Genomic DNA, 25010 nt, shown 5'->3' with positions numbered 1-25010 from the left:
AGTCGATCAGGCTGCATTCTAACCCGAGGGGCGGCGCCAGGCCGCGGGTTCAGCTATTGGCCGTTGGTGCCGGTGGCAGGCTTTTGTACCCCGGTGGTGTCGTCGATGACCGCGCCGGTGGTGCCCTGCGTGCCGCTGGTTCCGCTGGCCGGCATGCCGCCGGCCGGCTTCCCGGTGCCGTTTGCGTCCGAATTGCCCTTCGCCGCCGCCGAACCGGTGGCGGTTGCCGTGCCGGTGGTCGAGCCGCCGGTCGAGGTGTCGCTGGCGGTGCCGGTGGTGTTGGTCGAGCTGCATGCCACCAGGCTGAACAGCAGACTGGTGTTGATGAATACGCTATGTACCTTCCTCATTCGGTGTTCCTCGCTGAGCAGATGCCGGTACCCTGGGCGCCGGGATCGATGTTTTATGGATAAGGCCATGATGGAGGGGAGCGCGGATGTTTGAAATAGGAAGAGCCCGGCCATGCATGTAGGATAAAACTCACCGACATGTGGCAATTTTCATAATAAACACTGTATTTGTGGTGAACTGTTTCGCCAAAAGAAAAGGCCCCGGGTGAGCGGGGCCTCTGGTCTATCGTATCTTCGTGGGCACGGGGTGCCCTACTTGGGTCTTAGAACAGGCTGTTCTGCAGCTGCTGCTTCTCCTTTGGCGGCAGGGTTGCCGGCTGTGGCGCCGGCGGCGGCGCGTTGGGATCGAGCGGTGCGTTCGGGTCCGGCGCCGCGTTCGGATCCACGGCCGGCTGCTGGTCGAGGTCGATGCCCGTAAAGACCGGGCTCTCGGCGAACTCGGCATAGACCCAGTCGTCGTTCTCGCGCACCACGCCTTCCGGCTGCGGGCGCTCTTCCTGCGGCCGCTTGGCCAGGGCCACGCGCATGTAGTCGATCCAGATCGGCAGCGCCAGGGTCGCGCCGAATTCGCGGCCGCCGAGCGACTTCGGATCGTCGTAGCCCATCCAGGCGACGGCCACCACGCCGCCGCCGTAGCCGTTGAACCAGCCGTCGACGGCATCGCTGGTGGTGCCGGTCTTGCCGGCGATGTCGCTGCGGCCCAGCTCCTTGGTGGCGGCGGCGCCGGTGCCGTAGCGGGTCACGTCGCGCAGCATGGTGTCGGTGATGAAGGCATTGCGGGCATCCAGCACGCGCTGGTCTTCCTGCTGGATGGCGGGTGGCTTGGCCTCGGCGATGACCTTGCCTTCGGCGTCCTCGACGCGGGCGATCAGGTAGGGCTGGACCCGGTAGCCGCCGTTGGCGAACACCGCGTAGGCGCCGGCCATCTGCAGCGGCGTGACGGCGCCGGTGCCGAGGGCCATGGTGTAGTTGGCCGGCTGGCGCGCCGCGTCGAAGCCGAACTTGCCGATGAATTCATGGGCGTAGGGCACCGAGATCGCGCGCAGCAGGCGCACCGAGGGCACGTTCTTCGATTCGGCCAGTGCGCGGCGCATGGTGATCGGACCGTCCCATTTGAAGTCGTCGTTCTGCGGCGACCAGGTGGCGCCCGCGTTCTCGCCGGGCATGTCGAGCGGCGCGTCGAGGATGCGGGTGGCCGGCGAATAACCCTTTTCCAGCGCAGCCGAGTAGACGAAGGGCTTGAAGCCGGAACCCGGCTGGCGCCAGGCCTGGGTCACGTGGTTGAACTTCTGCAGGTTGAAGTCGAAGCCGCCGACCAGCGCGTGGTAGGCGCCGGTATTGGCATCGATGGCGACGAAGGCCGCGGCCACCTGCGGCACCTGGGTGATCGACCAGTTGCCCTTCGCATCCTTGGCCACGCGCACGATGGCGCCCTTGGCGATGCGGCGTTCCTCCTTGGCGCTCGATGCCAGCGCGCCCGCCGCGAACTTCAGGCCTGCGCCGCTGATGTTGACCTCGTCGCCGTCGATGGTCTCGACCCGCACCGCCTTGCCGGAGGCGGCCAGCACCACGGCTGGAATCAGGCCGTCGCTGACCGGGCGCTTGCCCAGCGCCTCCGAGATCGCGTCTTCGCGCTCGACCGGATCGTCGGGCAGGTCGATGCGGCCCTCGGGGCCGCGGTAGCCGTGGCGCTGGTCATAGGCCAATACGTTGCGCCGCACCGAGTTGTAGGCCGCTTCCTGCTCGGCCTTCAGGATCGTGGTGTAGACGCGGATGCCCCTGGTGTAGGCCTCTTCCTTGAACTGGCTGTAGACCGCCTGGCGCGCGGCTTCCGCCACGTACTCGGCGTGGGTGTCGAATTCCTGGCCGCGGGTGTTCACGCGCAGCGGCTCGTCGAGCGCCTTCTGGTACTGGTCTTCGCTGATGTAATCCAGCTCGCGCATGCGCTTCAGCACCGCGTGCTGGCGCTCGCGCGCGCGCTTCGGATTGGCCACCGGATTATGCCGCGACGGATTCTGCGGCAGGCCGGCCAGCATCGCCATCTCGGCCACGCTGAGCTGGTCGAGGGTCTTGTTGAAGTAGGTGCGGGCGGCGCTCGAGAAGCCGTAGGCGCGCTGGCCCAGGTAGATCTGGTTCATGTACAGCTCGAGGATCTCGTCCTTCGACAGGGCGGCCTCGATCTTGTAGGCCAGTGCGATCTCGTTGGCCTTGCGCGTGAGGTGCTTTTCGCGCGACAGGAAGAAATTCCTTGCTACCTGCATCGTGATGGTCGAGGCGCCGCCGGCGCCGAAACCGTGGCGCAGGTTGGCGACCACCGCGCCGACGCCGCGCTGGAAGTCGATCGCGCCGTGCTCGTAGAAGCGCGCGTCCTCGATCGCCAGCAGCGACTTCTTCATCAGGTCCGGGATCTTCTTGATCGGGACGAAATCGCGGTGCTCCTCGCCGAATTCGCCGATTAGGACTTTGTCCGCGGTGTAGATGCGCAGCGGGATCTTGGGCCGGTAGTCGGTGACGGCGTCCAGCGCCGGCACGTTCGGCAGGACGCGGAACAGGACGTAGCCGACCACGCCCGCGACGAGCAGGAGGAGGGCGGCGAGGGCGATCAAGATGAATCCGCGGATGCCGCTGAAGGCGCGGCGGGGTGTTTTACTGGTAGTTGCCAAAACTTGAACTTTCTCTAGTGGTAAACACAGTCTACGTCAAAATTATAATCCGCTTTTCTTCCATTACGGCATGTGCCATAGTGCTCCTTTAAGGGAGCGCCAGGCGGTCCCTGTCGTCCAGAAACACGATACGTCCCAAGGAAAACATGCCGTACGACCCTCATCCGCCCGCGGTCAAGCCGTATATTCCCGCGTCCGCACACCTGCCCGAGCTGACCCTGCGCGCCCTGATCATGGGCACGGTGCTGGGCATGATCTTCGGCGCGTCCTCGCTCTACCTGGTGCTGAAGGTCGGCCTGACGGTCAGCGCCTCGATCCCGGTGGCGGTCATTGCGATCACCCTGTTCGGCATGGCCAAGAAGGCGGGTGGACGCGAATCGACCATTCTCGAGAACTCGATCACCCAGACCGCCGGCTCGGCCGGCGAATCGCTGGCCTTCGGCCTGGGCGTGACCATGCCCGCGATTATGATCCTCGGCTTCGACCTCGAGATCTCGCGCGTGATGCTGGTGGGCGTGCTGGGCGGCCTGCTCGGCATCCTGATGATGATCCCGATGCGCCGCACGATGATCGTCGACCAGCACCGCGAACTCAAATACCCGGAAGGCACGGCCTGCGCCGAGGTGCTGAAGGCCGCCGCCACGCCGTCCTCGCGCGAAGCCGCCGGCGAGATCCGCCTGGAAGGCTCGGATGAGGAAAAGGCCGCACGCCAGCGCGCCTTCATCATCTTCGGCGGCTTCGGCCTGGGCCTGTTGTACAAAACTCTGAACATCTCCTTCAAGCTGTGGAAGGACACGGTCAACTTCATCTTCGGCGCACCGCTGAAGGCCGGCTCGATCGGCGCCGAGATCTCGCCGGAGCTGCTGGGCGTCGGCTACATCATCGGCCCGCGCATCGCGATGACGATGGCGGCCGGCGGCGTGCTGTCCTACCTGCTCCTGATCCCGATGATCAAATTCTTCGGCGATCTGCTGACGGTGCCGCTGTCTCCAGGGACTACATTGATCCGCGACATGGGCCCGGACGACATCCGCAGCGCCTACGTGCTCTACATCGGCGCCGGCGCGGTGGCGGCCGGTGGCCTCATCAGCCTGGTGCGTTCGATGCCGACGATCTGGAATGGCCTGAAGGGCGGCCTGGCCGGCTTCAAGTCGGGTTCGACCGGCGATGCCAGTTTGCGCACCGACCAGGACATTCCGCTGAAGTGGGTGGTGATCGGCTGCCTGGCCATCATCGCCGTGATCACCTTCGCCACGCCGCTGCACATGAATCTGCTGGGCGCGCTGCTGATCCTGGTGTTCGGCTTCCTGTTCTCGACCGTGTCGTCGCGCCTGACCGGCGAGGTCGGCTCGTCCTCGAACCCGATCTCGGGGATGGCGGTGGCGACCCTGCTGTTCACCTGCCTGATCTTCCTGGTGATGGGCTGGACCGGCGGCCGCTATTACGTGACCGCGCTGTCGGTCGGCGCCATCGTCTGCATCGCCGCATCCAACGCCGGCACCACCTCGCAGGACCTGAAGACCGGTTTCCTGGTCGGCTCGACGCCGCGCCTGCAGCAGTACGCGATCCTGGCCGGCGCGTTTGCCTCGGCGCTGATCCTCGGACCGATCCTGCTGAAGCTGAACGATGCCGGCACCGTCTACGTGCCGGCTGCGCAGGTGGCGCCGCACGTGAGGACCGATGCCACGAAACTGACGCAGACCGCGCAGCTGCAAGGCCCGCAGGCGTCGAGCGACCACGCCACCTATAAAGTCTGGCAGAAGACCGACACGGCCGGCGGCCCGGCCGGCAAATACCTGGTGCGCGACGACGGCTCGCTGGCCTGGCTGGTCGACCCGGGCATCAACGGCCAGTTCCACACCCGCCCCGACGGCTCGGAGGTCAAGAAATACGACGCGCCCAAGGCCGTGCTCATGTCCTACATCATCAAGGGCATCCTCGACCAGCAGCTGCCCTGGACCCTGGTGCTGTTCGGCGTGATGATCGCGGTGGTGCTGGAGATGGCCGGCATCCAGTCGCTGGCCTTCTCGGTGGGCGTGTACCTGCCGCTGGTGTCGACGCTGCCGATCGCGATCGGCGGCCTGGTGCGCTGGGCGGTCGACCGCCGCAACAACAAGCTGCCGCAGTACGCCGGCTTGAACGAGGAAGAACTGCAGGCCGCGGGCGACCGCAGCTCGGGCACCTTGCTGGCCTCGGGTTACATCGCCGGCGGTGCGCTGGCCGGCATCGTCATCGCGATTACCGCGGGGGTGCTGACGGACTTCGACACGGCGATGGGCAAGTGGGCGGAGGCGGCGAATCCCTTCTTTGCCGGGCTGAGCGCGGATGCCTTGTCGATCCTGCCGTATGCGGCCTTGATCGTGCTGCTGTATTGGGTTGGGCGGGAGAAGGCGAGTAAATAAAGCCTGTCGTTAGCGCTAAAACCGTCGTCCCCGCGCAGGCGGGGACCCAAGTTCTGCGTGCACTGCGATAACGCGTGCCACTTGGGTCCCCGCCTCCGCGGGGACGACGTTTACGGGCCACGGGCTTAAACAAACGCCAGGTCGTGCTGCCGAATCGTATGATCCAGCCACTCATCGGTATGGCCGAACGAATAACCGAGCGCCTTGGCGCGCGACGTATCCAGCACCATCGCCCCCGGTAAATCGAAAGGCGACAAACTCCCCGGCACCGCCGAAGGCACCACACGCCGCGTCCGCACCGGCGCATCCAGCACCTCGCCAACCCGCTCGTATAGCCGGTACGCCGACAGCGCCCCATCGCAAGCCGCATTCACCGGCCCCGTGAAATCCTGCATCCCGGTCCAGAACAGGAAGTCGGCCGCCGCGTGCGCGGTCATGAAGGACACCGCCGCGTCCTCCTTCGAATAGTGCAGCGTGGCGCCGGCGCGCGCCAGTTCCACGTAATGGGCCAGCCGGCCCGTGAAATCTTCCGGGCCGCCCAGCACGTGGGCCATGCGCGGCGTCACCAGCGGCAGCGAACCCTCGCGCACCAGGTAGGCCTCGGCCTGCACCTTGCCGCTCACGTAGCACTCGGTCGCGCGGCGCGGGTCGTGCCAGGGATAGCCGGCGTCGATGGCCTGGGCCTCGATCGCCAGATCCGCCTCTTTCAACAAGCCGGCGCGTTCGAAGCCGAGCATGCGGTAGGCGTCGACGGTGGAGGTCATTACATAGCGTCCGACCTGGCCCGCGAAGGTGCGCACGGCGATGGCTGCGTCCAGCGGGCTGTAGCACATCTGATCGAAGACGATATCGAAAGGGCCGGCCTTGGCCACGGCGCGCATGGCGAGTTCGTTGCGGCGGTCGGCGCGGATACGCTGGATGCGGCTGCCGAAAGGGTCGGGGGCGTAGCCGCGGGTGACGATGGTGACGCGGTGGCCCGCGCGCAGGAGCCGCTGCACGAGCAGCCTGCCGATGAAACGCGTGCCGCCGATCACCAGGATGTTCTTGAACATGGTTTTCCTTACGCTGAAGACGCTATACATATAGCTAGTTCTTGGCGAATCAGCTATATTTTGTATGCAGTGCAGCAATTGTTCAAACAAGAAAAAAACGGTGCGATGAATAAGAAAAACTTATGCATGGTGGTCGCTTGAAGCCCCTGCGCAGCTTGTCCGGTCTGATCGATTTCGAATGCGCCGCCCGCTGGGGCAGTTTCAAGCTGGCGGCGCAGGAGCTGCACAAGACCCCGGCCGCCGTCAGCCTGCAGGTCAAGCAGCTGGAGGAGACCGTGGGATTCCCGCTGTTCGTGCGCCACCCGCGCCACATCGCGCTGACCGCCAAGGGCCAGGAGCTGGCGATCTCGGTCGGCCGCTCCCTGGGCGATTTGCGCGCCAAGGTCGCGGCGCTGCAGCGCGGCGACGAGGAAGCCATCCTGCGCATCTCGACCACCCACTCCTTCGCCATCAAATGGCTGGTGCCGCGCATGCCGCGCTTCACCAAGCTGCATCCGGAGCTGGACATCCGCATCGATTCGAACGATACCCCGGTCGACCTGCTGGACGACGGCGTCGACGTGGCGATCCGCTTCGGCCCGGTCAAGGACGGCGACCCGGCGCTGCTGTTCCGTGAGCGCCTGGTGCCGGTCTACAGCCCCGAGCTCCTGGCGGAGGGCCAGCAGGCCTTGCTGCTGTCCGACCTGGCGCGCTTCCCGCTGCTGTGCGAGCGCACGCCGGAAGCCTGGCTGCAGCTGCTGAACGAGAACAAGGCGCTCAAGGGCAAATACGATTTCTCGCGCACCTTCAGCCACTGGGGCGTGCTGGCCCAGGCCGCGGTGGCCGGGCAGGGCGTGGCGCTGGTGCCCTACGGGATCGCGTTCGAGGACATCGCTTCAGGCGCCCTGCGGGTGCTGAACTGCCGCAGCGCGCCGTATGGGAACGGCTACCGCTTCCTCGTGAATCCGCACAAGGAAGCGATGGCCAAGGTGCAGCAGTTCCGCGCCTGGGTGATCAATGAGATGGAGACGATGCGGCGGACGCTGGATGGGGGCGGCTGAGCGCGTCCAGCGCTAGTCCTCGATCGCCGCGCGGCCGCTGCGCCGCAGCTCCGCCAGGTGATCGAGCATCTGCCCGATCGCTTCCGGCGAATGGCCTTCCCAGCTTTGCAGCTCTGCGACGATGCGCAGTCCGTGGCGCGTGCGATACGACCGTGTCGGATTGCCGGGAAAGCGCTTGTTGGTCAGGTTCGGGTCGTCCTCGAAGGGGCCCACCGGTTCGACCAGGTAGATGTGGCCGCGTCCTTCCACGCCGGCCAGCGCGCTCGCCAGCTCGGCGCCCCAGGCGGCGGGCTCGATCAGGGCGGAAAAATACACGTTGTTGGAGACCCGGCCTTCTTCGAAATTCGATGCGAAGCCCGGCGTCAGCAGCGCGCCCGGCGCGAGAGACCAGCGGGTGCCGTGGTAGAAAGGTCCTTCGACCTCGCCGCAGTTGTCAATCGTCACCGGACCCCATGCCTGATTGCTCATCCTCGATCCTCTCTCTATCTCGCCACTATTTGCAAGGCCGCTTGCTCCTGTCGAACATCGCATCCATCTGCGCCGAAGTCAGCACTTGCGGCATCGGCTCCTCGACCGGCTGGCCGTCCGCCCCCAGGCGTGCCGACCGCGGCGGCGGCTCGTTCGGACACGCCGGCACCGCCTGCGGTATCGACGCCGCCAGCGCAAACAGCTGCTGGCGCAAGGGCACGCGCGCGACGTTCGCATCGACCCACAGCTGGTAATCCCGACGTCCCTCCATCCAGGACAACAGCGAGACCGCCTTGCCAGTGGGGTCTTCCATGACGCTAAGACGCGCCGGGTGCCCGTTGACGCGCTCCGGCTCGTCCTTCGGATCGCGCCAGGACGTGCTGCCGTCGGCGGACATGTCCTGCTCGAACAGGATCAGGCGATGCCCGTCCGGCAGGCGGAAACCGCGGTAGAGGCGCGAGCGGACGCCGACGACGGTCTCGGCCCGGCTGCCGAGGCTCTCGAGTTGCGCGAAGGGCGTGCGCGACAGGTCGACCGGCGTGAACGCCAGCTTGCGGGTGGCGATAAGCTTCGGCAGCAAGCCCACATCGTAGCGCGCCAGGGCGCTTTCGCAGACCAGTTCGAAACCATTCTTCCGCGTCTCGGCCGCATGCGTCGCCGCGGTACGCGAAGGGTCGATGCTGCATTTGTATTCGTTCACGCCCGTACGCGCGAGCATCGCCAACACGCCGGCCGTCGCTACGGCCAGCCCGCCGAGCAGCCCGCGCTTCCGCCGCGACGCCGGCAGCGCGGGAAGACCGTCGCGCCAACGCCGTCCGATGCGCCGGCACAGCCACGCCAGCGCGAGCGGCGCCAGCAGCATCGGGGCGCCCGCCAGAAGCACGCCGGCCAGCGGCGCATGCATCCACACCACGGTGCCGAACAGGTAGACGACGGCCCCGAACAGTGCCAGGCCATTGACGATGTGACCAGCCAGCCACAGCAGGGTACCGATCGCTTTCTTCATAGCGTCATCATAAGCAAGTAGACCTAGCCGATACATACGAAAGATGATATTTTCTCACGGTTAATCTTTTTACTTTTAATCATCTTTCTCATACATATGTCGATTCGCACCGCGGCTTCTTCTCCCTTCGCCAGCAAGGCCATCCCTGCCGCCATCGCGCTGCTGCTCCTGAGCGTCAACGCCGGCGCGCAAACGGCCCCCGCCGACGCCACACCCGCGCCAGCGGCGGCAGCCAAGCCGGCGCCCAAGGCAGAGGCCAAAACCGCGGTGAAGGCGGAGCCGCCGCAGGCCGATGGCCAGATCGCCACCGTCAACGTGGTCAGCGAGCGCCAGACCAACCGCGTCGACCGCCAGGTCTACGACATCAAGAACGACGCCAGCACCGCCGGCGCCTCGATCGGCGACGTGCTGAACAACGTGCCCTCGGTCAACGTCGATCCGAACGGCACCGTGCGCCTGCGCGGCAGCGAGCGCGTGACGGTGCTGGTCGACGGCAAGCCCACCGCCCAGTTGCAGGGCGAGAACCGCGCCGCCGCCATCAATGCGCTGCCTGCCGAGAACTATGAATCGGTCCAGGTGATCAACAACCCCGGCGCCGAATTCGGCAACGAGGCGGGCGGCGGCCCGATCCTGAACCTGATCTCGCGCCGCTATACCAAGCCGGGCGGCAATGGCAGCCTGGCCAGCACCGTCGCTCCGGGCGGGCGCGGCAATGCCTTCGCCAACGGCAGCTACAGCGCCGGCTATGCCTCCGTGAACGGCAGCCTGAACCTGCGCCGCGACGGCAACGACCTCGACACCGAGCAGGTCCGCGAAGCCATCGACCCGCAGACCGGCGCCGTCAGCCGCCTGCGCCAGGACAGCCACAGCCAGGGCGTCAACACCTTCGTGCAGGCCGGCGTGGGCGGGCGCTACAACTACAACGAGCATGACACCGTCACCGCTTCGCTCTCGGTCAACAAGCGCGGCAACGACAGCGAGTCGAACCAGCACTTCACGGACTTCCGCACGGGGCAGGCGCCGGTGGTCGATTACCGCACCCGCCGCAACACCGACGGCGACGCCCTCAACCACGAGATCGTGACCGGCTTCGAGCGCCGCTTCGCCGCCGACGGCGAGGCCTTGAAGGTCGACCTGCGCCATTCCTCGAACGATAACAGCGCCGATACCTCGACCCTGTACCAGAACGCGCCGACGTCCTGCGCCTGCGGGCCGGTGCTGCGCGATTACGCCCAGGACGTCGACACGCGCGTGCGCCTGACCGACCTCAGCACCGATTATTCCGGCAAGGCAGGCCCTGGCTTCCTGAACACCGGCGCGCGCTGGCAGCGCACCCAGCAGACGGCCGACAACCGCTACCTGTTCCTGAACGGCGGCGGCCTGGATACCCGCCGCAGCAACCTGTTCGAGCTGGACCAGAAGGTTCTGGCCGTGTATGGCACCTACGAGATGCCGCTGAATAAGCTGTGGTCCTTCAAGAGCGGCCTGCGGGTCGAGCGCACCGACCAGGACCTGGACCAGGTCACGACCGGCATCCAGGCCACCAACCAGTACACCAGCTACCTGCCCAGCCTGTTCCTGACCTACAAGCTGGGCCCGAACTCGAACCTGCGCCTGTCCTACGCCGACCGCATCTCGCGCCCCAACTCGGGCGAGCTGAACCCGTTCGTCAACTACGCCAACGATTACTACGTCAGCTCGGGCAATCCACGCCTGCACGCGGTCAAGCTGCACTCGCTGGAGCTGGGCTATGAGACCAAGATCATGGGCCTGGCGCCGGCCAGCGTGCGCGCCTACCTGCGCCGCGAGTCGGACGTGATCACCGAGCGCCGCGTCTTCCTCGACGCCAACACCCTGCTGACCACGCGCGAAAACCTGGGCGACCGCCGCGCGGGCGGCATCGAGTTTTCGCTGATGGGCATGATCCCGCCGAACTGGAAGCCGGGCGGCTTCAAGATGCCGAACATCCGCTTCATGTTCAACGGTAACTGGGGCTTCATCGAGCAGGACCGCGTCGGCCCGCTGGGCCTGACCGGCGAGAAGCGCTCCTCGCCCTCGCTCCAGCTGCAGGGCGGCGGGCAATGGATGATCAACCCGGACAACACGCTGAACCTGTTCGGCTTCCGCCAGGGCAAGCTGCTGTCCGGCGAGGGCTATCGCGAGCCCTTCGGCATGATGACGCTGGCCTTCGAACACAAGTTCGACAAGCGCCTGTCGCTGAACATCCGCGCCAACGACGTGCTGAACTCGACCGGCCAGAAATTCCGCATCGAGACCGATACCCTGCGCGACCGCACCGACACCACCGTGCACCAGCGCCGCATCTACGTCGGCCTGCGCTACACCTTCGGCGGCGTGACCGGCAACGATGCGGTGCGCAACGCGATGGCGGCGGCCGGCGTGAACGTGGACAGCCCGGCGGCGCGCGAAGCGATCAAGCGCGCGCAGGAGATGCAGCAGGCGCAGGAGAAGGCGGCAGCCGCGCCGAGCGCACCGGCCCAGCCGGCGCCGCAGCGCTAGACAGGACGCAGGTTCCGGCGCTTCAGCCGCCGGCGGCCCGCGACTGGACCGCCGTCAGCCCGGCGGCGCTCCGGCGCTTGCGTTTCTTCTGCACGTACATCGCGGAATCGGCTGCGGCGACGGCCGCCTCGATATCGCCATCGGCGTCGAGAAAGGACAGGCCGACCGAGAAGCCGATCGGCGGCGTGCCGTCACCGGCTTCGCCGAGCTGGGCGCGGGCCGCGGCGATCCGGGCGTCCATGCTTTCCGGCCGCACCGCCGGCGCCACCCCGATGAATTCCTCGCCGGCGTACCGGATCGGCGTGTCGCCGGGGCGGAAGTTCGCGCGCAGGATGTGTGCGAAGCGCCTCAGGCATGCGTCGCCCGACACCCAGCGCCACCGCGTTCGTGCCCCAGGCAAGCAGCTGCGGCTTCAATTCCGGCCGTTTGGCCGACCGGTACCACCGGCCGAGGGCCTCAGCCGCCCGCGCGCTTCGGGTCGTGGCCGAGCTTTTCGAGCGTTTCCATGACGAGGTCGCAGTGATCGCCCTGGATTTCGATGACGCCGTCCTTCACGGTGCCGCCGGCGCCGCAAGCCGAGCGCAATTGCTTGCCCAGCGCGGCCAGGGCAAGGGCATCCAGCGCCACGCCCTTCACGATGGTCACCGTCTTGCCGCCACGGCCCTTGGTCTGGCGCGCCACGCGCACAATGCCGTCGCCGAGGATGGCGGGCTTCGCCTTGCACGCGCAGGCGGCGAGCGGCTGGCGGCAGTCGGGGCACATGCGGCCGGTTTCGGTGGAGTAGACGAGGCTGCTGTTGGAACTGCTTTTCATGGTGTATCGGTCGTAAAGGCGTCAGGAACGAAGATCTTTGGGCAGGAGCAGAAAGGCAGTGATGCACACCGCCAGTCCGGCCCAGATGGCGCCCATTGTGATGGACGCTGGTGCGTCCGAGAATAATGCAAGCGGTACGATCATGCCAAGCGTGCAAATCGTCCAGAGGCGCACCAGATGGAACCGGCGCAGCAGAAGATAGAGAGGCAGGCCGGCGAGCAGCATCCCGGCATAGGCGAAAGGCAGTCCGATGGTGATGCCGAAATACAGGCCGAGCAAGATGTCGGAGGCGATGCCGGCGTCCGAGCTGCCGAGTCCAAGAATGGTCAGCGCAGGCACGCTCGCAAGCGGGGCCAATAAAAAAGCACGCCAGGGAAGAGGGTGGCCATCCATGGTATTGCAATATACTAAAGAACTCTCAACGGTGGAGCCGCCATGTCTCTTCGACTACTGCCATTCTGCGCGACGATCGCCATCGGCCTGGGCCTGTTTTCGACTGCACAGGCCCAGGGAACCAGTACCGCCGACGCCGCCCTGGCGGGATACTACGCGGTCTACCAGAACCCATTCGTGACCGGCTTGCGCAAGGAACTGGACGGCTATATCGCCCTGAAACAGGGAAAGTCCGAGAGATGGCACGGCCGGGGCAAGACCGACAAGGCGGTGCTGGAGCGTGCGGATCTCGAGCAGGTCGACAGCCAATATCTGTCCAGCCGTTTCACCGTCTATGAACTGCGCGGGTTCAAGGATTCCGGCATCACGCCGGAGCAGATCGCGGCGATGCGCAAGTCCTACGAAAAGCTCATGCTGGACAGGGAGCACGCCCTTTAGTCCGTCAGGGGACGATGGTCAAGTCGAAGTCGCCGAGCTTCTCGCTGGATCCCAAACCGGTCGCGCGGAAGGCGCCTGCGATGCTTTGCTTGCCCGGCTTGCGGACCAGGAACAGGCAGCCGTCGCAGACGCCCGTTCGGCCGGCGACGAGTTGACCGTTCTCGATGGTGTACGCGAGCGCCTGGGCAAGCGGGAAGAACCGCTCGTCGCGAATCTCGATGGCTTCCACCACCAGGCGCTTCAGTTGCCGGCCATGCAGGACTCCCTGGCGGCGACTTTGGTGAACCGGACCGTCGCGGCGATCCTCGTGCGATGCGCCAGGTCCCACACGCGCAGGCGCCAGCGCGATGGACTCCTCAAATGAAAAACGGCGGCCCGCGGGCCGCCGTTCTCGATCAAGCGAACATGCCGTTTACTTCACGCCATGCATCAGCTTCTGGATCAGCGGCGCAATCAGGAACAGCAGCACGCCCGAGCCGATCAGGGCCCAGAAACCGAAGGTGTAGCCGCCCAGCGCCGATTCCACGCTCATGCCTTTTTCGCCCGACACCATCGAGGCGAAGATGCCCGACAGGTTGTTGCCGATACCGGTCGACAGGAACCAGCCGCCCATGCCCAGGCCGACCAGGCGGACCGGGGCCAGCTTGGTGACCATCGACAGGCCGATTGGCGACAGGCAGAGTTCACCGATGGACTGGATCACGTAGACCATGAACAGGGTCCAGAACGGGATCTTGGAATCCTGGCCGACCAGGTGCTGCAGCGCGAACATCAGCAGCAGGAAGGCGAGGCCGTTGAAGATCAGGCCAAGGCCGAACTTGCGCGGGATCGACGGGTTGGCGCGGCCCATCTTGACCCAGATGGCGGCCACGATCGGCGCGCAGACGATGATCGCGATCGAGTTCACCGACTGGAACCAGCCGACCGGGAATTCCCAGTCGCCGAAGGTGCGGCGCACGATGTTCTTCGCCAGGAAGGTGAAGGAGCTGCCGGCCTGTTCGAAGAAGCACCAGAACATGATGTTGAAGAAGAAGATCAGCAGCATGGCGATGGTCTTGTCGCGCGCGACCTTGCCGTTGCGGATGCCTTCGACCATCAGCATGATCGCCAGCACGATGAACAGCACCGACAGGATGCCCTGGATGGTGTCCGCGCCCAGCTTCAGCAGGTAGTAGACGACCGGGATCACGACGGCGGAACCGACGATCACGCCGATCAGGCGGGTCGGGCTGGCCAGCTCGCCGACCGGCGCGCCGATGCCCTTCAGGCCCTTGCGGCCGATCTGGAACCAGACCAGCGACAGCAGCATGCCGACGCCGGCGGCGAAGAACACCACCTTGTAGGCCGGCACGCCGGTGCTGTCGGCCATGGCGTTGGCCAGGATGCCGGTCAGGATCGGGGCGATGAAGGCGCCGCTGTTGATGCCCATGTAGAAGATGGTGAAGCCGGAGTCGCGGCGCTCGTCGCCGACGCCATACAGCTGGCCGACCATGGTCGAGATGTTCGGCTTGAACATGCCGTTGCCGACGATGATGGTCGCCAGGCCGAGCTTGAACACGTTCGGGTCGGGCACGGTGATGGCGAACAGGCCGGCCGCCATGAAGGCCGCGCCGACCAGGATCGAGCGCTGGTAGCCGATCACGCGGTCGGCGACGTAGCCGCCGAACACGGCGCCGGCGTAGACCAGCGCCAGGTAGGAACCGTAGGTCAGGTTGGCATCGGCTTCGCCGACGCCGCTGCCGCCGTAGAACTGGGCGACGATGTAGAGCACCAGGGCCCAACGGATGCCGTAGAAAGCGAAGCGTTCCCAGAATTCGGTCATGAACAGCATCCACAGCGGCGCTGGGTGTCCCATGATCTGTTTGAATTCCGGGATCGCCTTCTGTTCGCCGGTAGAAGTAGCTGCACCGCTCATGCGGTTCCTCCCCAAATACGTTTTATAAGAATAGGAATGGCTGGACCGGATGCCTGCATTGTGTGCGGGCGCAAATCCAGTAGCGTCGCATTTTAGAGGAAATTCTGCTCGTCAAGGCAACTTTTTCCTGCTCAACAGTATTGACACAGGAAGCCTGTGCAAGCGTGGGGGCAAACTGTGTTCAGATGTCGTATATTGGCGTAAAAGCTGTACGGAAACACCTCAGCACAGATAGACGAAAGAAAGGGAGCAGAACATGACGAACGACGTTGTCGACACATTGATTTCCCCGGAAGGGCGCCTCGAAGTATTGTCCAAGGCGGAGGTGGCAAAGCTGCTCGATACCAGCCAGGGCGGCCTGTACCAGGTGTTCCGCAAATGCGCGCTGGCGGTGCTGAACTCCGGCAGTTCGATCGACGACGGCAAGGAACTCCTGGAGCGCTACAAGGACTTCGACATCAAGATCATCCAGCGCGAACGCGGCATCAAGCTCGATATCCGCAGCGCGCCGGCCCACGCTTTCGTCGACGGCAAGATGATCAAGGGTATCCACGAGCACCTGTTTTCGGTGCTGCGCGATATCGTCTACGTGAGTTTCGAGGTGACGGACAATCCGCGCTTCGACCTGAACCGCCCGGAAGGCATCACCGACGCCGTCTTCCACATCCTGCGCAATGCCAATGCGATCCAGCCGCAGCGCAATCCGAACCTGGTGGTGTGCTGGGGCGGCCACTCGATCAACCGCGTCGAGTACAACTATTCGAAGCACGTCGGCTACCAGCTCGGCCTGCGGGAACTGGACATCTGCACCGGCTGCGGCCCGGGCGCGATGAAGGGCCCGATGAAGGGCGCCACCATCGGCCACGCCAAGCAGCGCCTGCAGGGCGGCCGCTATCTCGGCATCTCGGAGCCGGGCATCATCGCCGCGGAATCGCCGAACCCGATCGTCAACGACCTGGTGATCATGCCGGACATCGAGAAGCGCCTCGAGGCTTTCGTGCGCACCGGCCACGGCATCGTGGTGTTCCCGGGCGGCGCCGGCACCGCCGAGGAAATCCTCTACATCCTCGGCATCCTGCTGCACCCCGAGAACGCCGAAGTGCCGTTCCCGCTGGTGTTCACCGGTCCGTCCACAAGCAAGGAATATTTCGAGCAGATCGACAGCTTCATCGGCCTGACCCTGGGCCCGGAAGCGCAGAAACGCTACCAGATCATCGTCGACGATCCGGAAGCCGTGGCCCAGGCGATGCACACCGGGATCCGCCAGGTGCGCGAATTCCGCAAGTCGCGCAGCGACGCCTACTACTTCAACTGGGGCCTGAAGATCGACCCGGAATTCCAGAAGCCGTTCAAGCCGACCCACGAGAACATGCGCAGCCTGTCGCTGCACAAGGGCCAGGAGACGCACCTGCTGGCGGCCAATTTGCGCCGGGCGTTTTCGGGCGTGGTGGCGGGGAATGTGAAGGAAGAGGGGATCCGAGAGATCGAAATGTACGGCAAGTTCGAGATCCACGGCGAGGAAGAGATCATGGCGCCGATGGACAGGCTGCTGCAGTCGTTCGTGGAGCAGAGCCGGATGAAGCTGCCGGGGAAGGAATATATTCCCTGCTACCGGGTGGTGCGCTGACGCTTGACCGTCGGCCCGCTACTTGAAAACGTCATTCCCGCGGAGGCGGGAATCTAAGCTTTGCGAATTGTCACGAACTTGGATTCCCGCCTGCGCGGGAATGACGGTTTTTAATCTTCCTTGCGCAGGTGCGGGAACAGCAGCACGTCGCGGATATTCGGCGAATCCGTCAGGATCATGATCAGGCGGTCGATGCCGATGCCGCAGCCGCCGGTCGGCGGCAGGCCGTATTCCAGCGCGCGGATGTAGTCGGCGTCGTAGAACATCGCCTCTTCATCGCCGGCGTCCTTGGCGGCCACCTGGGCCTGGAAGCGGGCGGCCTGGTCTTCCGGATCGTTCAGCTCCGAGAAGCCGTTGGCGATCTCGCGGCCCACCATGAACAGCTCGAAGCGCTCGGTGATGCCTTCGCGGGTGTCGGAAGCGCGCGCCAGCGGCGAGACTTCGACCGGGTAGTCGATGATGAAGGTCGGTTCCCACAGCTGGGCTTCGGCGGTCTCTTCGAACAGCGACAGCTGCAGCGCGCCCAGGCCCGAGATCACGTGCGGCTTCACGCCGAACTTTTCTTTCAATTCCTTCTTCAGGAATTCGGCGTCGTGCAGCTGCGCATCGGTGTACTCCGGCGCGAACTTGTTGATCGCTTCGACGATGGTCAGCCTGTGGAAGGGCTTGCCCAGGTCCAGCTGGCGGCCGCCGTAGGTCAGGTCGGCGGTGCCGTGCGCGTCGACCGCGGCCTGGCGGATCACGGCCTCGGTGTAGTCCATCAGCCACTTGTAGTCGGTGTAGGCGGCGTAGAACTCCATCATCGTGAATTCCGGATTGTGGCGGATCGAGACGCCTTCGTTGCGGAAGTTACGGTTGATTTCAAAGACGCGGTCGAAGCCGCCGACCACCAGGCGCTTCAGGTACAGCTCGGGCGCGATACGCAGGAACATCTGCATGTCGAGCGCGTTGTGGTGGGTGATGAAAGGCTTGGCCGCGGCGCCGCCCGGGATCGGGTGCAGCATCGGGGTTTCGACTTCCATGAACTGGTTGTCCTGCATGAAGCGGCGGATCGATGCGATCGCGGCGGTACGCGCCTTGAAGGTGCGGCGCGTCTCTTCGTTCATGATCAGGTCGACGTAGCGCTGGCGGTACTTGGTCTCCTGGTCCGCCAGGCCGTGGAACTTGTCCGGCAGCGGGCGCAGCGACTTGGTGATCAGGCGCAGCTTGGCGACCTTCACGGTCAGCTCGTCGGTCTTGGTCTTGAACAGCGTGCCTTCCAGGCCCAGGATATCGCCCAGGTCGTAGTGGCGCAGGGCTTCCATCGCTTCCTCGCCGGTGTTGTCGAGGGTGACGTAGATCTGGATACGGCCGTCGGCGCGCGGGCCGGAGGCGTCCTGCAGGGTCGCGAAGGCCGCCTTCTTGCCGGCTTCGCGCTTGAGCATCATGCGGCCGGCCAGCACCACCTGCTGCGGTTCGGCTTCGAGCTGCTCGCGGGTCCAGCCGCCGTAGGTTTCGGTCAGGCTTGCCGCCTTGTGCTGCGGGACGAAGTCGTTCGGGAAGGCGATGCCTTTTTCACGCACGGCGGCCAGCTTGACGCGGCGCTCGGCGATGATCTTGTTGTCGTCGGCCTGCAGCGTCGACTGTTGTTCTTGGCCTTGTTCTTGGTTTTCGGTGCTCATATCAGGTTTTATCTTGTCTAGTATTGGTTCAGAGGGCCGCCAGAAGATCCTCAACGGACAGCTCGTCATAGTCGTTGACGATCTTGATCACGTTGTCGAATTCCGCGAAGCTGGCCGCGGGCAGGGTGGTCGTGATGACCACCGCGCGCATGCCGGCGCGGCGCGCGGCTTCCACGCCCATCGGCGCATCTTCGAAGACGATGCAGTCGGCGGGATTGGCGCCCAGCTGCTCGGCGGCTTTCAGGAACACGTCCGGATGCGGCTTGCCCTGCTTGACGTCGGCGGCGCCGACCACGGCCGCGAAGTGGCGGCGCAGGTCGAGTTCGTCGAGCGTGAACACGATGTTCTTCGGCGGCGCCGAGGTGGCCACGGCCAGCGCCACGCCCTTGTCATCGGCAGCGGTGACGAAGGCGTCGAAGCCCTGGATCGCGGCGCGGTGCGGGCCGTACATCTCGCGGTACAGCGCATCCTTCTCCGCGGCCAGCGCGGCGATCTCCTCGTCGCTCACGTCGCTTCCCAGGCGGTCGCGCAGGATCTCGCGGCCCTGGGCGCCGGCGGTCTCGCGGAAGAAGGCTTCGGCCTCGTACTCCTTGCCGCGGCGCGCGAAGAACTCGAGCCAGGACTTGGTGTGGAAGGCCATGTTGTCGACGATGGTGCCGTCCATGTCGAAGATGAATGCGCTTTTTGTCATCGGATTACACGCCTTGTTTCAGGGATGCCGAGATGAACTCGTCGAGGTCGCCGTCCAGCACGTTTTTCGTGTTGCCGGTCTCGAAGCCGGTACGCAAGTCCTTGATGCGCGACTGGTCCAGCACGTAGGAACGGATCTGGTGGCCCCAGCCGACGTCGGTCTTCGAGTCTTCCAGCTTCTGCTGCTCGGCCATGCGCTTGCGCATCTCGAGCTCGAACAGCTTCGCGCGCAGCATGTCGAAGGCCTCGGCCTTGTTGCGGTGCTGCGAACGGTCGTTCTGGCACTGCACCACGATGCCCGAAGGCGCGTGCGTCAGGCGCACCGCGGAGTCGGTCTTGTTGATGTGCTGGCCGCCGGCGCCGGAAGCGCGGTAGGTGTCGATACGCACGTCCGCCGGGTTGATCTCGATCTCGAAGGACTCGTCGACTTCCGGATACACGAACAGCGAGGTGAACGAGGTGTGGCGGCCGTTGGCCGAGTCGAACGGCGACTTGCGGACCAGGCGGTGCACGCCGGTCTCGGTGCGCAGGTGGCCATAGGCGTACTCGCCCTCGACCTTGATGGTGGCGGTCTTGATGCCCGCGACCTCGCCCTCGGAAATCTCGAGCACCTCGGCCTTGAAACCCTTGCGCTCGCAATAGCGCAGGTACTGGCGCATCAGCATCGAGGCCCAGTCCTGGGCTTCGGTGCCGCCGGCGCCGGCCTGGATGTCGATGAAGCAGTTCGCATGGTCCATCGGATTGCTGAACATGCGGCGGAATTCCATCTGCTCGATGACCTTCAGGATCTCGGCGGCGTCGGCTTCGACGGATTCGATCGTGTCGTCATCGCCTTCTTCGCGTCCCATGTCGAACAGGTCGCGCGAATCGTCGATGTCGGACCTGGCCTTCTCCAGCGTCAGCACGACGCCTTCCAGGGCCTTCTTTTCCTTGCCGAGTTCGAGCGCGCGTTTCTGGTCGTTCCAGACGCTCGGGTCTTCCAGTTCCTGGTTGACCTGTTCTAGTTTCTCCGACTTCCGATCGAAGTCAAAGATACCTCCGAAGTTCGGCTTCACGGCTGCTCAGGTCGTTCAGCAGGGCGGAAAGGGCGTTGATGCGTTCAGCTTCCATGGTCGTTGAGGTATTTTTAGTGGGTTGAATCGAACCGGAGATTATACCGCAGCCAGGCCCCGGGGAGCGCGTCGGCGCGCATTCCTTGCCCCGTGGAAGGCGCCTGCCTTATGATTCGGGCATGAGCTACCGCCAACCCCGCCCGTTCCGCCTCATCGTTTCCGTCGCCATCGCCGCCGCTGCCGGCGCCGCGCCGGCCCTGGCCGCGAAACCGCCCGCCGGCGCCACCGCCGAGCTGGCGATCCTGGAGACCACCGACCTGCACTCGGCGGTGGTCGGCTACGACTACTTCAAGCTGGCCGAGGACCCGTCGATGGGCCTGGACCGCACGGCCTCGCTGATCGCCCAGGCGCGCCGCGATTTTCCGAACACGCTCCTGCTCGACAACGGCGACACCATCCAGGGCAATGCGCTGGGCGATTACCAGGCCACCGTCGATCCGCTCAAGTGCGGCCGGCTGCTCGGCATCTACAAGGCGATGCGGAAGCTCGGCTACGACGGCATCGGCATCGGCAACCACGATTTCAATTTCGGCCTGGCCTACCTGGGACAGGTGACCGGGCAGCGCCTGGAAGTCGAAGGCGTGCCCGATCGACGCTGTGCCGGGCCGGGCTTTCCGGTGGTGCTGGCCAACGTCTACAGCGTCAAGACCAGGAAGCCGCTGTTCGCGCCTTACCGCATCCTCACGCGCCGCATCAAGGCCGTCGACGCGCAGGGCAAGCCCTTCGAAACCAGCGTCAAGGTGGGCATCATCGGCTTCACGCCCCCTGCCATCCTGAACTGGGACCGGCGCTGGCTGGAAGGGAAGATCACTACGGAGGGCCTGGTCGAAACCGCGAAGCGCTACCTGCCCGAGATGCGCGCAAAAGGCGCCGAGCTGGTGGTGGCGATTTCGCATGGCGGCCTGGATGCCAGCCCGTATTCGCCAACGATGGAAAACGGTAACTACTATCTGGCGCAGGTCGGCGGCATCGACGCGCTGCTGCTCGGCCATTCGCACCAGCCTTTCCCGAACCCCACCAGCACCGTCGCGCAATTCAACCTGCCGCACGTGGACAAGGTGAAGGGCAGGGTATTCGGCGTGCCGACCGTGATGGCGAATTTGTGGGGCAAGAACCTGGGCGTGGTGCGCCTGCAGCTGCGCCACGACGGCAAGCGCTGGCGCGCCGAGCAGGATGCGGCCATCGTCGAGAACCGCAGTACCCAGCAGCCGGACAAGCGTTATGTGGCGGCCGATCCGGAGGTGACGGCGCTGGTGAAGGACGAGCACGAAGCGACGATCCGCTACGTCAGGACGCCGATCGGCAGCGCCGACTTCCGCATGTCGACCTATTTCGCCGATGTCGGCGACGTCAGCGCGATCGAGGTCGTGAACCAGGCCCAGGCCGACTATGCGCAGCGCTACGTGGCCGCGAATCTGCCGCAGTATGCGCAGTTGCCGGTGTTGTCGGTGTCCGCGCCCTTCAAGAGCGGCTCGGCCGGCGTGCTCGATTACACCGACGTCGCGGCCGGCGACCTGGCGCTGAACAACGCCGCGGATCTCTACCTGTATCCGAACGCGCTGGCGCTGGTGAAGGTGGACGGGGCCGGGCTGAAGGCCTGGCTGGAGAAGGCGGCGTCGCGCTTCAATACCATCGATCCTTCGAAGACGGCGCCGCAGGAACTGGTGAATACGGGCTTTGCCGGCTACAACTTCGACACCGTCACTTCACCGGCGCTGCGCTACGAAATCGACGTGACCCAGCCGCCGGGACAAAGGATCGTCGATCTGCGCCTGCACGGCAAGCCGCTGCCGGCTGGGCAGGAATTCCTGGTCGCGACGAACAACTACCGTGCCAGCGGCGGCGGCAACTTCCCTGGGCTGGACGGCAGCCGCACCGTGCTGGCAGCGCCGGATGCGAGCCGCGATGTGCTGATTGCCTACGTCAAGGAGGCGAAGCGTTTGACGCGCGCGGCCAACGGGACGCAGCGCAGCTGGCGTTTTGCGAAGGTCGCGATCAAAGGGCCGGTGGTGTTTCATTCGGCGCCGGGCAAGCTTGAACTGGCGCGTGCGGCGGGCCTGGAGAATGTGTCGCAGCTGGCCGCGGATGATGGCTTGGGGAAGGGGTTTGCGTTATACGCGGTGGATCTGTCGAAATAGGTAAGCGCTCCGCTACGCCGTCATTCCCGCGAACGCGGGAATCCAAGTTCGTCGCATCGAGCTAGCCCTTGACTACAGTGGTCTGCGCAAAACTTGGGTTCCCGCCTGCGCGGGAACGACGGGTTGGTCGGATTAGAACCTGTTCGGCCGGCTCGCCTGAATCTCGGCCGCGGCAATCGCCGCCAGATCGAGCAAGCCCTGCACCTCGGCCGCCCGCAGACGGCGCGGTTCGCGGTCGATCACGCACAGGGTGCCGAGCGGGTGGCCGGCGCGGTCGCGCAGCGGGACGCCGGCGTAGAAGCGGATCTTCGGGTCGCCCTGGACCAGCGGGTTGTCGCGGAAGCGCTCGTCGCCGAGGGCATCCTCGACCACGAACATCTCTTCGCGCAGCACGGCGTGCGAGCAGAAGGCCCAGTCGCGCGGGGTTTCGCGCGGCTCGAGGCCGACCCTGGCCTTGAACCACTGGCGGGTCGAGGTCAGCAGCGAAATCAGGGCGATCGGCGAGCCGGTCACCATGGCCGCCAGGCGCGCGATGCGGTCGAAGCGCGCTTCCTCGCCGGTGTCGACCAGGCCGCTCGCGCCCACGGCCGCGAGGCGTGCGCGCTCGTCGGCGGGGACCGGATAGTTCGGATCCAGGGCAGGCAGGAATTCCTTGTCGTTGCTGGCCGCGGGGCGCAACTGGGCGTTGTCGTCCTTCCCGTGCAGGAGTCCCTGGACCAGGCTCAGGCGCGTGCGGCGATGCCCGCCCGGTGTCTTCCAGGACTCGATCGCGCCGCTTTCCATCCAGATCTGCACCGTGCTGGTCGCCACGCCCAGCAGGCGTGCCACCTCGCTCGTGGTCATCACTGGATCGTCGGTTGTGATATTGCTCTGCATAAACTTCCTCGTATCCCAACAGTATAGCGGATAAATTTGTTCACATCTTGTTTTCTTGCATTCCGTCAATATTTTACCACCGAGTTTATAAATGTAGCTTATACCACCCACACCAAAAGTTCGCTCAAATTAAGGAAAGATCATTGCCTGCCTGTAATCTTTGCGGCACTATCTCGTCACTTTAATCAAATCATTGGCTTACAAGATGGACACAAGCAAAAAAGGGAGCGGGATGCGGGGACGCGCAGGTGCTGCAATCTCGACAAAACTGAGCGCGGCGTTTGCCATCGTGGTGCTGGTGACCCTGGTTCTGGCGGTGTTCGCGATCACCCGGGTGAACGGCATCGGCCAGGCGCTGGCAAATGCGGACAGTCTCCGCAGCAGCCGGCTGGAGCCCCTGTACGAACTGCGTGAGGCGCTCGACCAGACCGGCATCGCCGCCCGCAACGCCTTCATCTTCAGCGACAAGGCCGATGCCATGCGCGAACTCGAGCTGGTGGACCAGCAGATCGCGGTCTACCAGGCGGCGCTGGCGAAGCTCGACGCCTCCCTGCAGGGCGATGCCCAGTACCGCAAGCTGCGCGAGGAGATGGCGACGATGACGCGCGAGCTCCAGCGTCCGCGCCAATATCGCACCGCGGGCGAGATGGAAGCCTTCGGCGCCTTCCTGGTTAACGACTGTTCGCCGCTGCGCCGCAAGATCGTCGCCGACATCGACGTCCTCCTCAAGTCGCTGCAGGCCGACAGCGCAAGGGCTGGCCTGGCCGCCGGGGCGACGGCCGGTTCGGCGCGCTGGATGATCGCCGGCCTGAGCGCGCTGTGCGTGGCGCTGGCCGCGGTGATCGGCATCGCCATCACCCGCAGCCTGCTGCGCGAACTGGGCGGCGAGCCGGCCTACGCCTCCAGCGTCGCGCACGCGATCGCCAAGGGCGAACTGCAGCACCGCGTCGATACCAGCCGCGCCCAGCCCAGCAGCCTGCTGGCGGCGATGAGCACCATGCGCGACAGCCTGTCCGGCATCGTCGGCAAGGTCCGCACCGGCACCGAGGCGATCGCCTCGGCGTCGGCGGAAATCGCCACCGGCAACGTCGACCTGTCGCAGCGTACCGAGTCCCAGGCCGCCGAGCTGGCCCAGGTGGCCGGCGCGATGAAGGAGCTGATCGGGTCGGTGCGCCGCAACGCCGACTACGCGCTCGAAGCCAGCCGCCTGGCGGACGATGCCTCGGAGGTGTCGCGCCAGGGCGGCGCCGCGGTCGAGGGCGTGGTCGAGACCATGAACCTGATTCATGACTCCTCGAAAAAGATCGTCGAGATCATCGCCGTCATCGACGGCATCGCCTTCCAGACGAATATCCTGGCGCTGAACGCGGCGGTCGAGGCGGCGCGCGCGGGCGAGCAGGGGCGCGGCTTCGCTGTGGTGGCGTCCGAAGTGCGCAACCTGGCGCATCGCTCGGCCGCGGCGGCCAAGGAAATCAAGGCCCTGATCGAGGATTCGGTGAGCAAGGTCGGCGCCGGCGCCGCGCTGGTGGCGCGCGCCGGCCAGACCATGGGCAGCGTGGTCGACGGCGTGCACAAGGTGAGCGGCATCATGGGCCAGATCTCGAGCGCCACGCGGGCGCAGAGCGAAGAGATCGAGCGCGTCGACGGCGCCATCGCCCAGCTCGACGAGATGACCCTGCAGAACGCGGCGCTGGTCGAGGAAGCCTCGGCCGCGGCGCAGTCGCTGCGCAGCCAGGCGGACCAGCTGGCGTCGCTGGTGAATACTTTTCAGCTGGAGCAGGCGGCGTCCGCATCGCGCGGCAGCGGACGCGCGCTCGTCATCCCCGCGTAGGCGGGGATCCAAGCT

21 protein-coding genes are annotated in these 25010 nt (G+C 65.4%); 7 read left to right on the top strand and 14 right to left on the bottom strand.

Going from position 1 to position 25010, the window contains the following annotated elements:
• Positions 1-53: 53 nt before the first annotated feature.
• Positions 54-350 carry a hypothetical protein gene (locus tag ACFPO9_RS02165; RefSeq protein ID WP_379766366.1) on the bottom strand — a complete coding sequence of 99 codons (297 nt, stop codon included), beginning with the start codon at positions 348-350 and terminating at the stop codon, positions 54-56.
• Between the two features lie 263 nt (positions 351-613).
• Complete coding sequence (locus ACFPO9_RS02160; protein WP_379766364.1) at positions 614-3013, bottom strand: penicillin-binding protein 1A; 2400 nt, start codon at positions 3011-3013, stop codon at positions 614-616.
• Between the two features lie 146 nt (positions 3014-3159).
• Here ACFPO9_RS02160 and ACFPO9_RS02155 point away from each other — a divergent pair, with 146 nt between their 5' ends.
• Positions 3160-5415: an OPT family oligopeptide transporter gene (locus ACFPO9_RS02155; RefSeq protein ID WP_379766361.1), complete on the top strand. Its 2256-nt coding sequence runs from the start codon at positions 3160-3162 to the stop codon at positions 5413-5415.
• A 125-nt stretch (positions 5416-5540) separates the two neighbouring features.
• Here the strand turns inward: ACFPO9_RS02155 and ACFPO9_RS02150 are convergent, their stop codons facing one another.
• Positions 5541-6467 (bottom strand): NAD-dependent epimerase/dehydratase family protein, encoded by a 927-nt coding sequence (locus tag ACFPO9_RS02150; RefSeq protein WP_379766358.1) that lies wholly within the window; start codon positions 6465-6467, stop codon positions 5541-5543.
• Positions 6468-6604: 137 nt separating this feature from the next.
• Between ACFPO9_RS02150 and ACFPO9_RS02145 the strand changes: the two genes are divergently transcribed.
• On the top strand, positions 6605-7507 hold the full coding sequence (locus tag ACFPO9_RS02145) for a LysR substrate-binding domain-containing protein (protein WP_379766355.1): 903 nt from the start codon (positions 6605-6607) through the stop codon (positions 7505-7507).
• A 12-nt stretch (positions 7508-7519) separates the two neighbouring features.
• On the opposite strand, the gene arr is transcribed toward ACFPO9_RS02145, so the two are convergent.
• Together arr and ACFPO9_RS02135 are read right to left on the bottom strand one after the other, a co-directional pair.
• Positions 7520-7975, bottom strand: a complete 456-nt coding sequence (gene arr, locus ACFPO9_RS02140; protein ID WP_379766353.1) for an NAD(+)--rifampin ADP-ribosyltransferase — start codon at positions 7973-7975, stop codon at positions 7520-7522.
• 25 nt (positions 7976-8000) lie between these two features.
• On the bottom strand, positions 8001-8981 hold the full coding sequence (locus tag ACFPO9_RS02135) for a hypothetical protein (protein ID WP_379766350.1): 981 nt from the start codon (positions 8979-8981) through the stop codon (positions 8001-8003).
• Positions 8982-9077: 96 nt separating this feature from the next.
• Here ACFPO9_RS02135 and ACFPO9_RS02130 point away from each other — a divergent pair, with 96 nt between their 5' ends.
• Positions 9078-11501: a TonB-dependent receptor domain-containing protein gene (locus tag ACFPO9_RS02130; protein ID WP_379766347.1), complete on the top strand. Its 2424-nt coding sequence runs from the start codon at positions 9078-9080 to the stop codon at positions 11499-11501.
• A 22-nt stretch (positions 11502-11523) separates the two neighbouring features.
• Here ACFPO9_RS02130 and ACFPO9_RS02125 read toward each other — a convergent pair whose 3' ends face one another.
• The 3 genes from ACFPO9_RS02125 to ACFPO9_RS02115 are packed head-to-tail and all read right to left on the bottom strand — an operon-like array spanning position 11524 to position 12707.
• Positions 11524-11901, bottom strand: coding sequence for a GGDEF domain-containing protein (locus ACFPO9_RS02125; RefSeq protein WP_379766345.1), 378 nt, complete (start codon positions 11899-11901; stop codon positions 11524-11526).
• A 56-nt stretch (positions 11902-11957) separates the two neighbouring features.
• Positions 11958-12314 (bottom strand): translation initiation factor Sui1, encoded by a 357-nt coding sequence (locus tag ACFPO9_RS02120; protein ID WP_379766343.1) that lies wholly within the window; start codon positions 12312-12314, stop codon positions 11958-11960.
• Positions 12315-12335: 21 nt separating this feature from the next.
• Positions 12336-12707 carry a hypothetical protein gene (locus tag ACFPO9_RS02115; RefSeq protein WP_379766340.1) on the bottom strand — a complete coding sequence of 124 codons (372 nt, stop codon included), beginning with the start codon at positions 12705-12707 and terminating at the stop codon, positions 12336-12338.
• Positions 12708-12749: 42 nt separating this feature from the next.
• On the opposite strand from ACFPO9_RS02115, the gene ACFPO9_RS02110 reads away from it, so the two are divergent.
• Positions 12750-13145 (top strand): hypothetical protein, encoded by a 396-nt coding sequence (locus tag ACFPO9_RS02110; protein WP_379766337.1) that lies wholly within the window; start codon positions 12750-12752, stop codon positions 13143-13145.
• A gap of 4 nt (positions 13146-13149) precedes the next feature.
• Here ACFPO9_RS02110 and ACFPO9_RS02105 read toward each other — a convergent pair whose 3' ends face one another.
• Positions 13150-13377: a hypothetical protein gene (locus ACFPO9_RS02105; RefSeq protein WP_379766334.1), complete on the bottom strand. Its 228-nt coding sequence runs from the start codon at positions 13375-13377 to the stop codon at positions 13150-13152.
• A 180-nt stretch (positions 13378-13557) separates the two neighbouring features.
• A complete protein-coding gene (locus ACFPO9_RS02100; protein WP_379766330.1) occupies positions 13558-15060 on the bottom strand; it encodes a peptide MFS transporter in 1503 nt (500 codons plus the stop codon).
• Between the two features lie 256 nt (positions 15061-15316).
• Between ACFPO9_RS02100 and ppnN the strand changes: the two genes are divergently transcribed.
• Positions 15317-16687 carry a nucleotide 5'-monophosphate nucleosidase PpnN gene (gene ppnN / locus ACFPO9_RS02095; RefSeq protein WP_379766327.1) on the top strand — a complete coding sequence of 457 codons (1371 nt, stop codon included), beginning with the start codon at positions 15317-15319 and terminating at the stop codon, positions 16685-16687.
• Positions 16688-16797: 110 nt separating this feature from the next.
• Here the strand turns inward: ppnN and lysS are convergent, their stop codons facing one another.
• From lysS to prfB, 3 genes are all read right to left on the bottom strand, one after another.
• Positions 16798-18348, bottom strand: a complete 1551-nt coding sequence (lysS, locus tag ACFPO9_RS02090; RefSeq protein WP_379766324.1) for a lysine--tRNA ligase — start codon at positions 18346-18348, stop codon at positions 16798-16800.
• Positions 18349-18376: 28 nt separating this feature from the next.
• A complete protein-coding gene (locus ACFPO9_RS02085; RefSeq protein WP_379766321.1) occupies positions 18377-19039 on the bottom strand; it encodes an HAD family hydrolase in 663 nt (220 codons plus the stop codon).
• A gap of 4 nt (positions 19040-19043) precedes the next feature.
• A protein-coding gene (prfB, locus tag ACFPO9_RS02080) for a peptide chain release factor 2 (RefSeq protein WP_379766318.1) occupies positions 19044-20148 on the bottom strand; the annotation gives its coding sequence in 2 pieces (ribosomal slippage) (positions 19044-20066 and positions 20068-20148; 1104 coding nt in all).
• 121 nt (positions 20149-20269) lie between these two features.
• Between prfB and ACFPO9_RS02075 the strand changes: the two genes are divergently transcribed.
• Entirely contained in the window at positions 20270-22288 is a 2019-nt protein-coding gene (locus ACFPO9_RS02075) for a bifunctional 2',3'-cyclic-nucleotide 2'-phosphodiesterase/3'-nucleotidase (RefSeq protein ID WP_379766315.1), read from the top strand.
• A gap of 132 nt (positions 22289-22420) precedes the next feature.
• Here the strand turns inward: ACFPO9_RS02075 and ACFPO9_RS02070 are convergent, their stop codons facing one another.
• Positions 22421-23131 (bottom strand): GAF domain-containing protein, encoded by a 711-nt coding sequence (locus ACFPO9_RS02070; RefSeq protein WP_379766312.1) that lies wholly within the window; start codon positions 23129-23131, stop codon positions 22421-22423.
• A 265-nt stretch (positions 23132-23396) separates the two neighbouring features.
• Here ACFPO9_RS02070 and ACFPO9_RS02065 point away from each other — a divergent pair, with 265 nt between their 5' ends.
• Entirely contained in the window at positions 23397-24995 is a 1599-nt protein-coding gene (locus ACFPO9_RS02065; protein ID WP_379766309.1) for a methyl-accepting chemotaxis protein, read from the top strand.
• The last annotated feature ends 15 nt before the right edge of the window (positions 24996-25010 follow it).

The sequence above is a fragment of the Massilia aerilata genome (assembly GCF_042656905.1).
Lineage (GTDB): Bacteria > Pseudomonadota > Gammaproteobacteria > Burkholderiales > Burkholderiaceae_D > Telluria > Telluria aerilata.
Note: the sequence above shows the minus strand (reverse complement) of the source record. Positions and strands in the feature narration are given on the sequence as shown.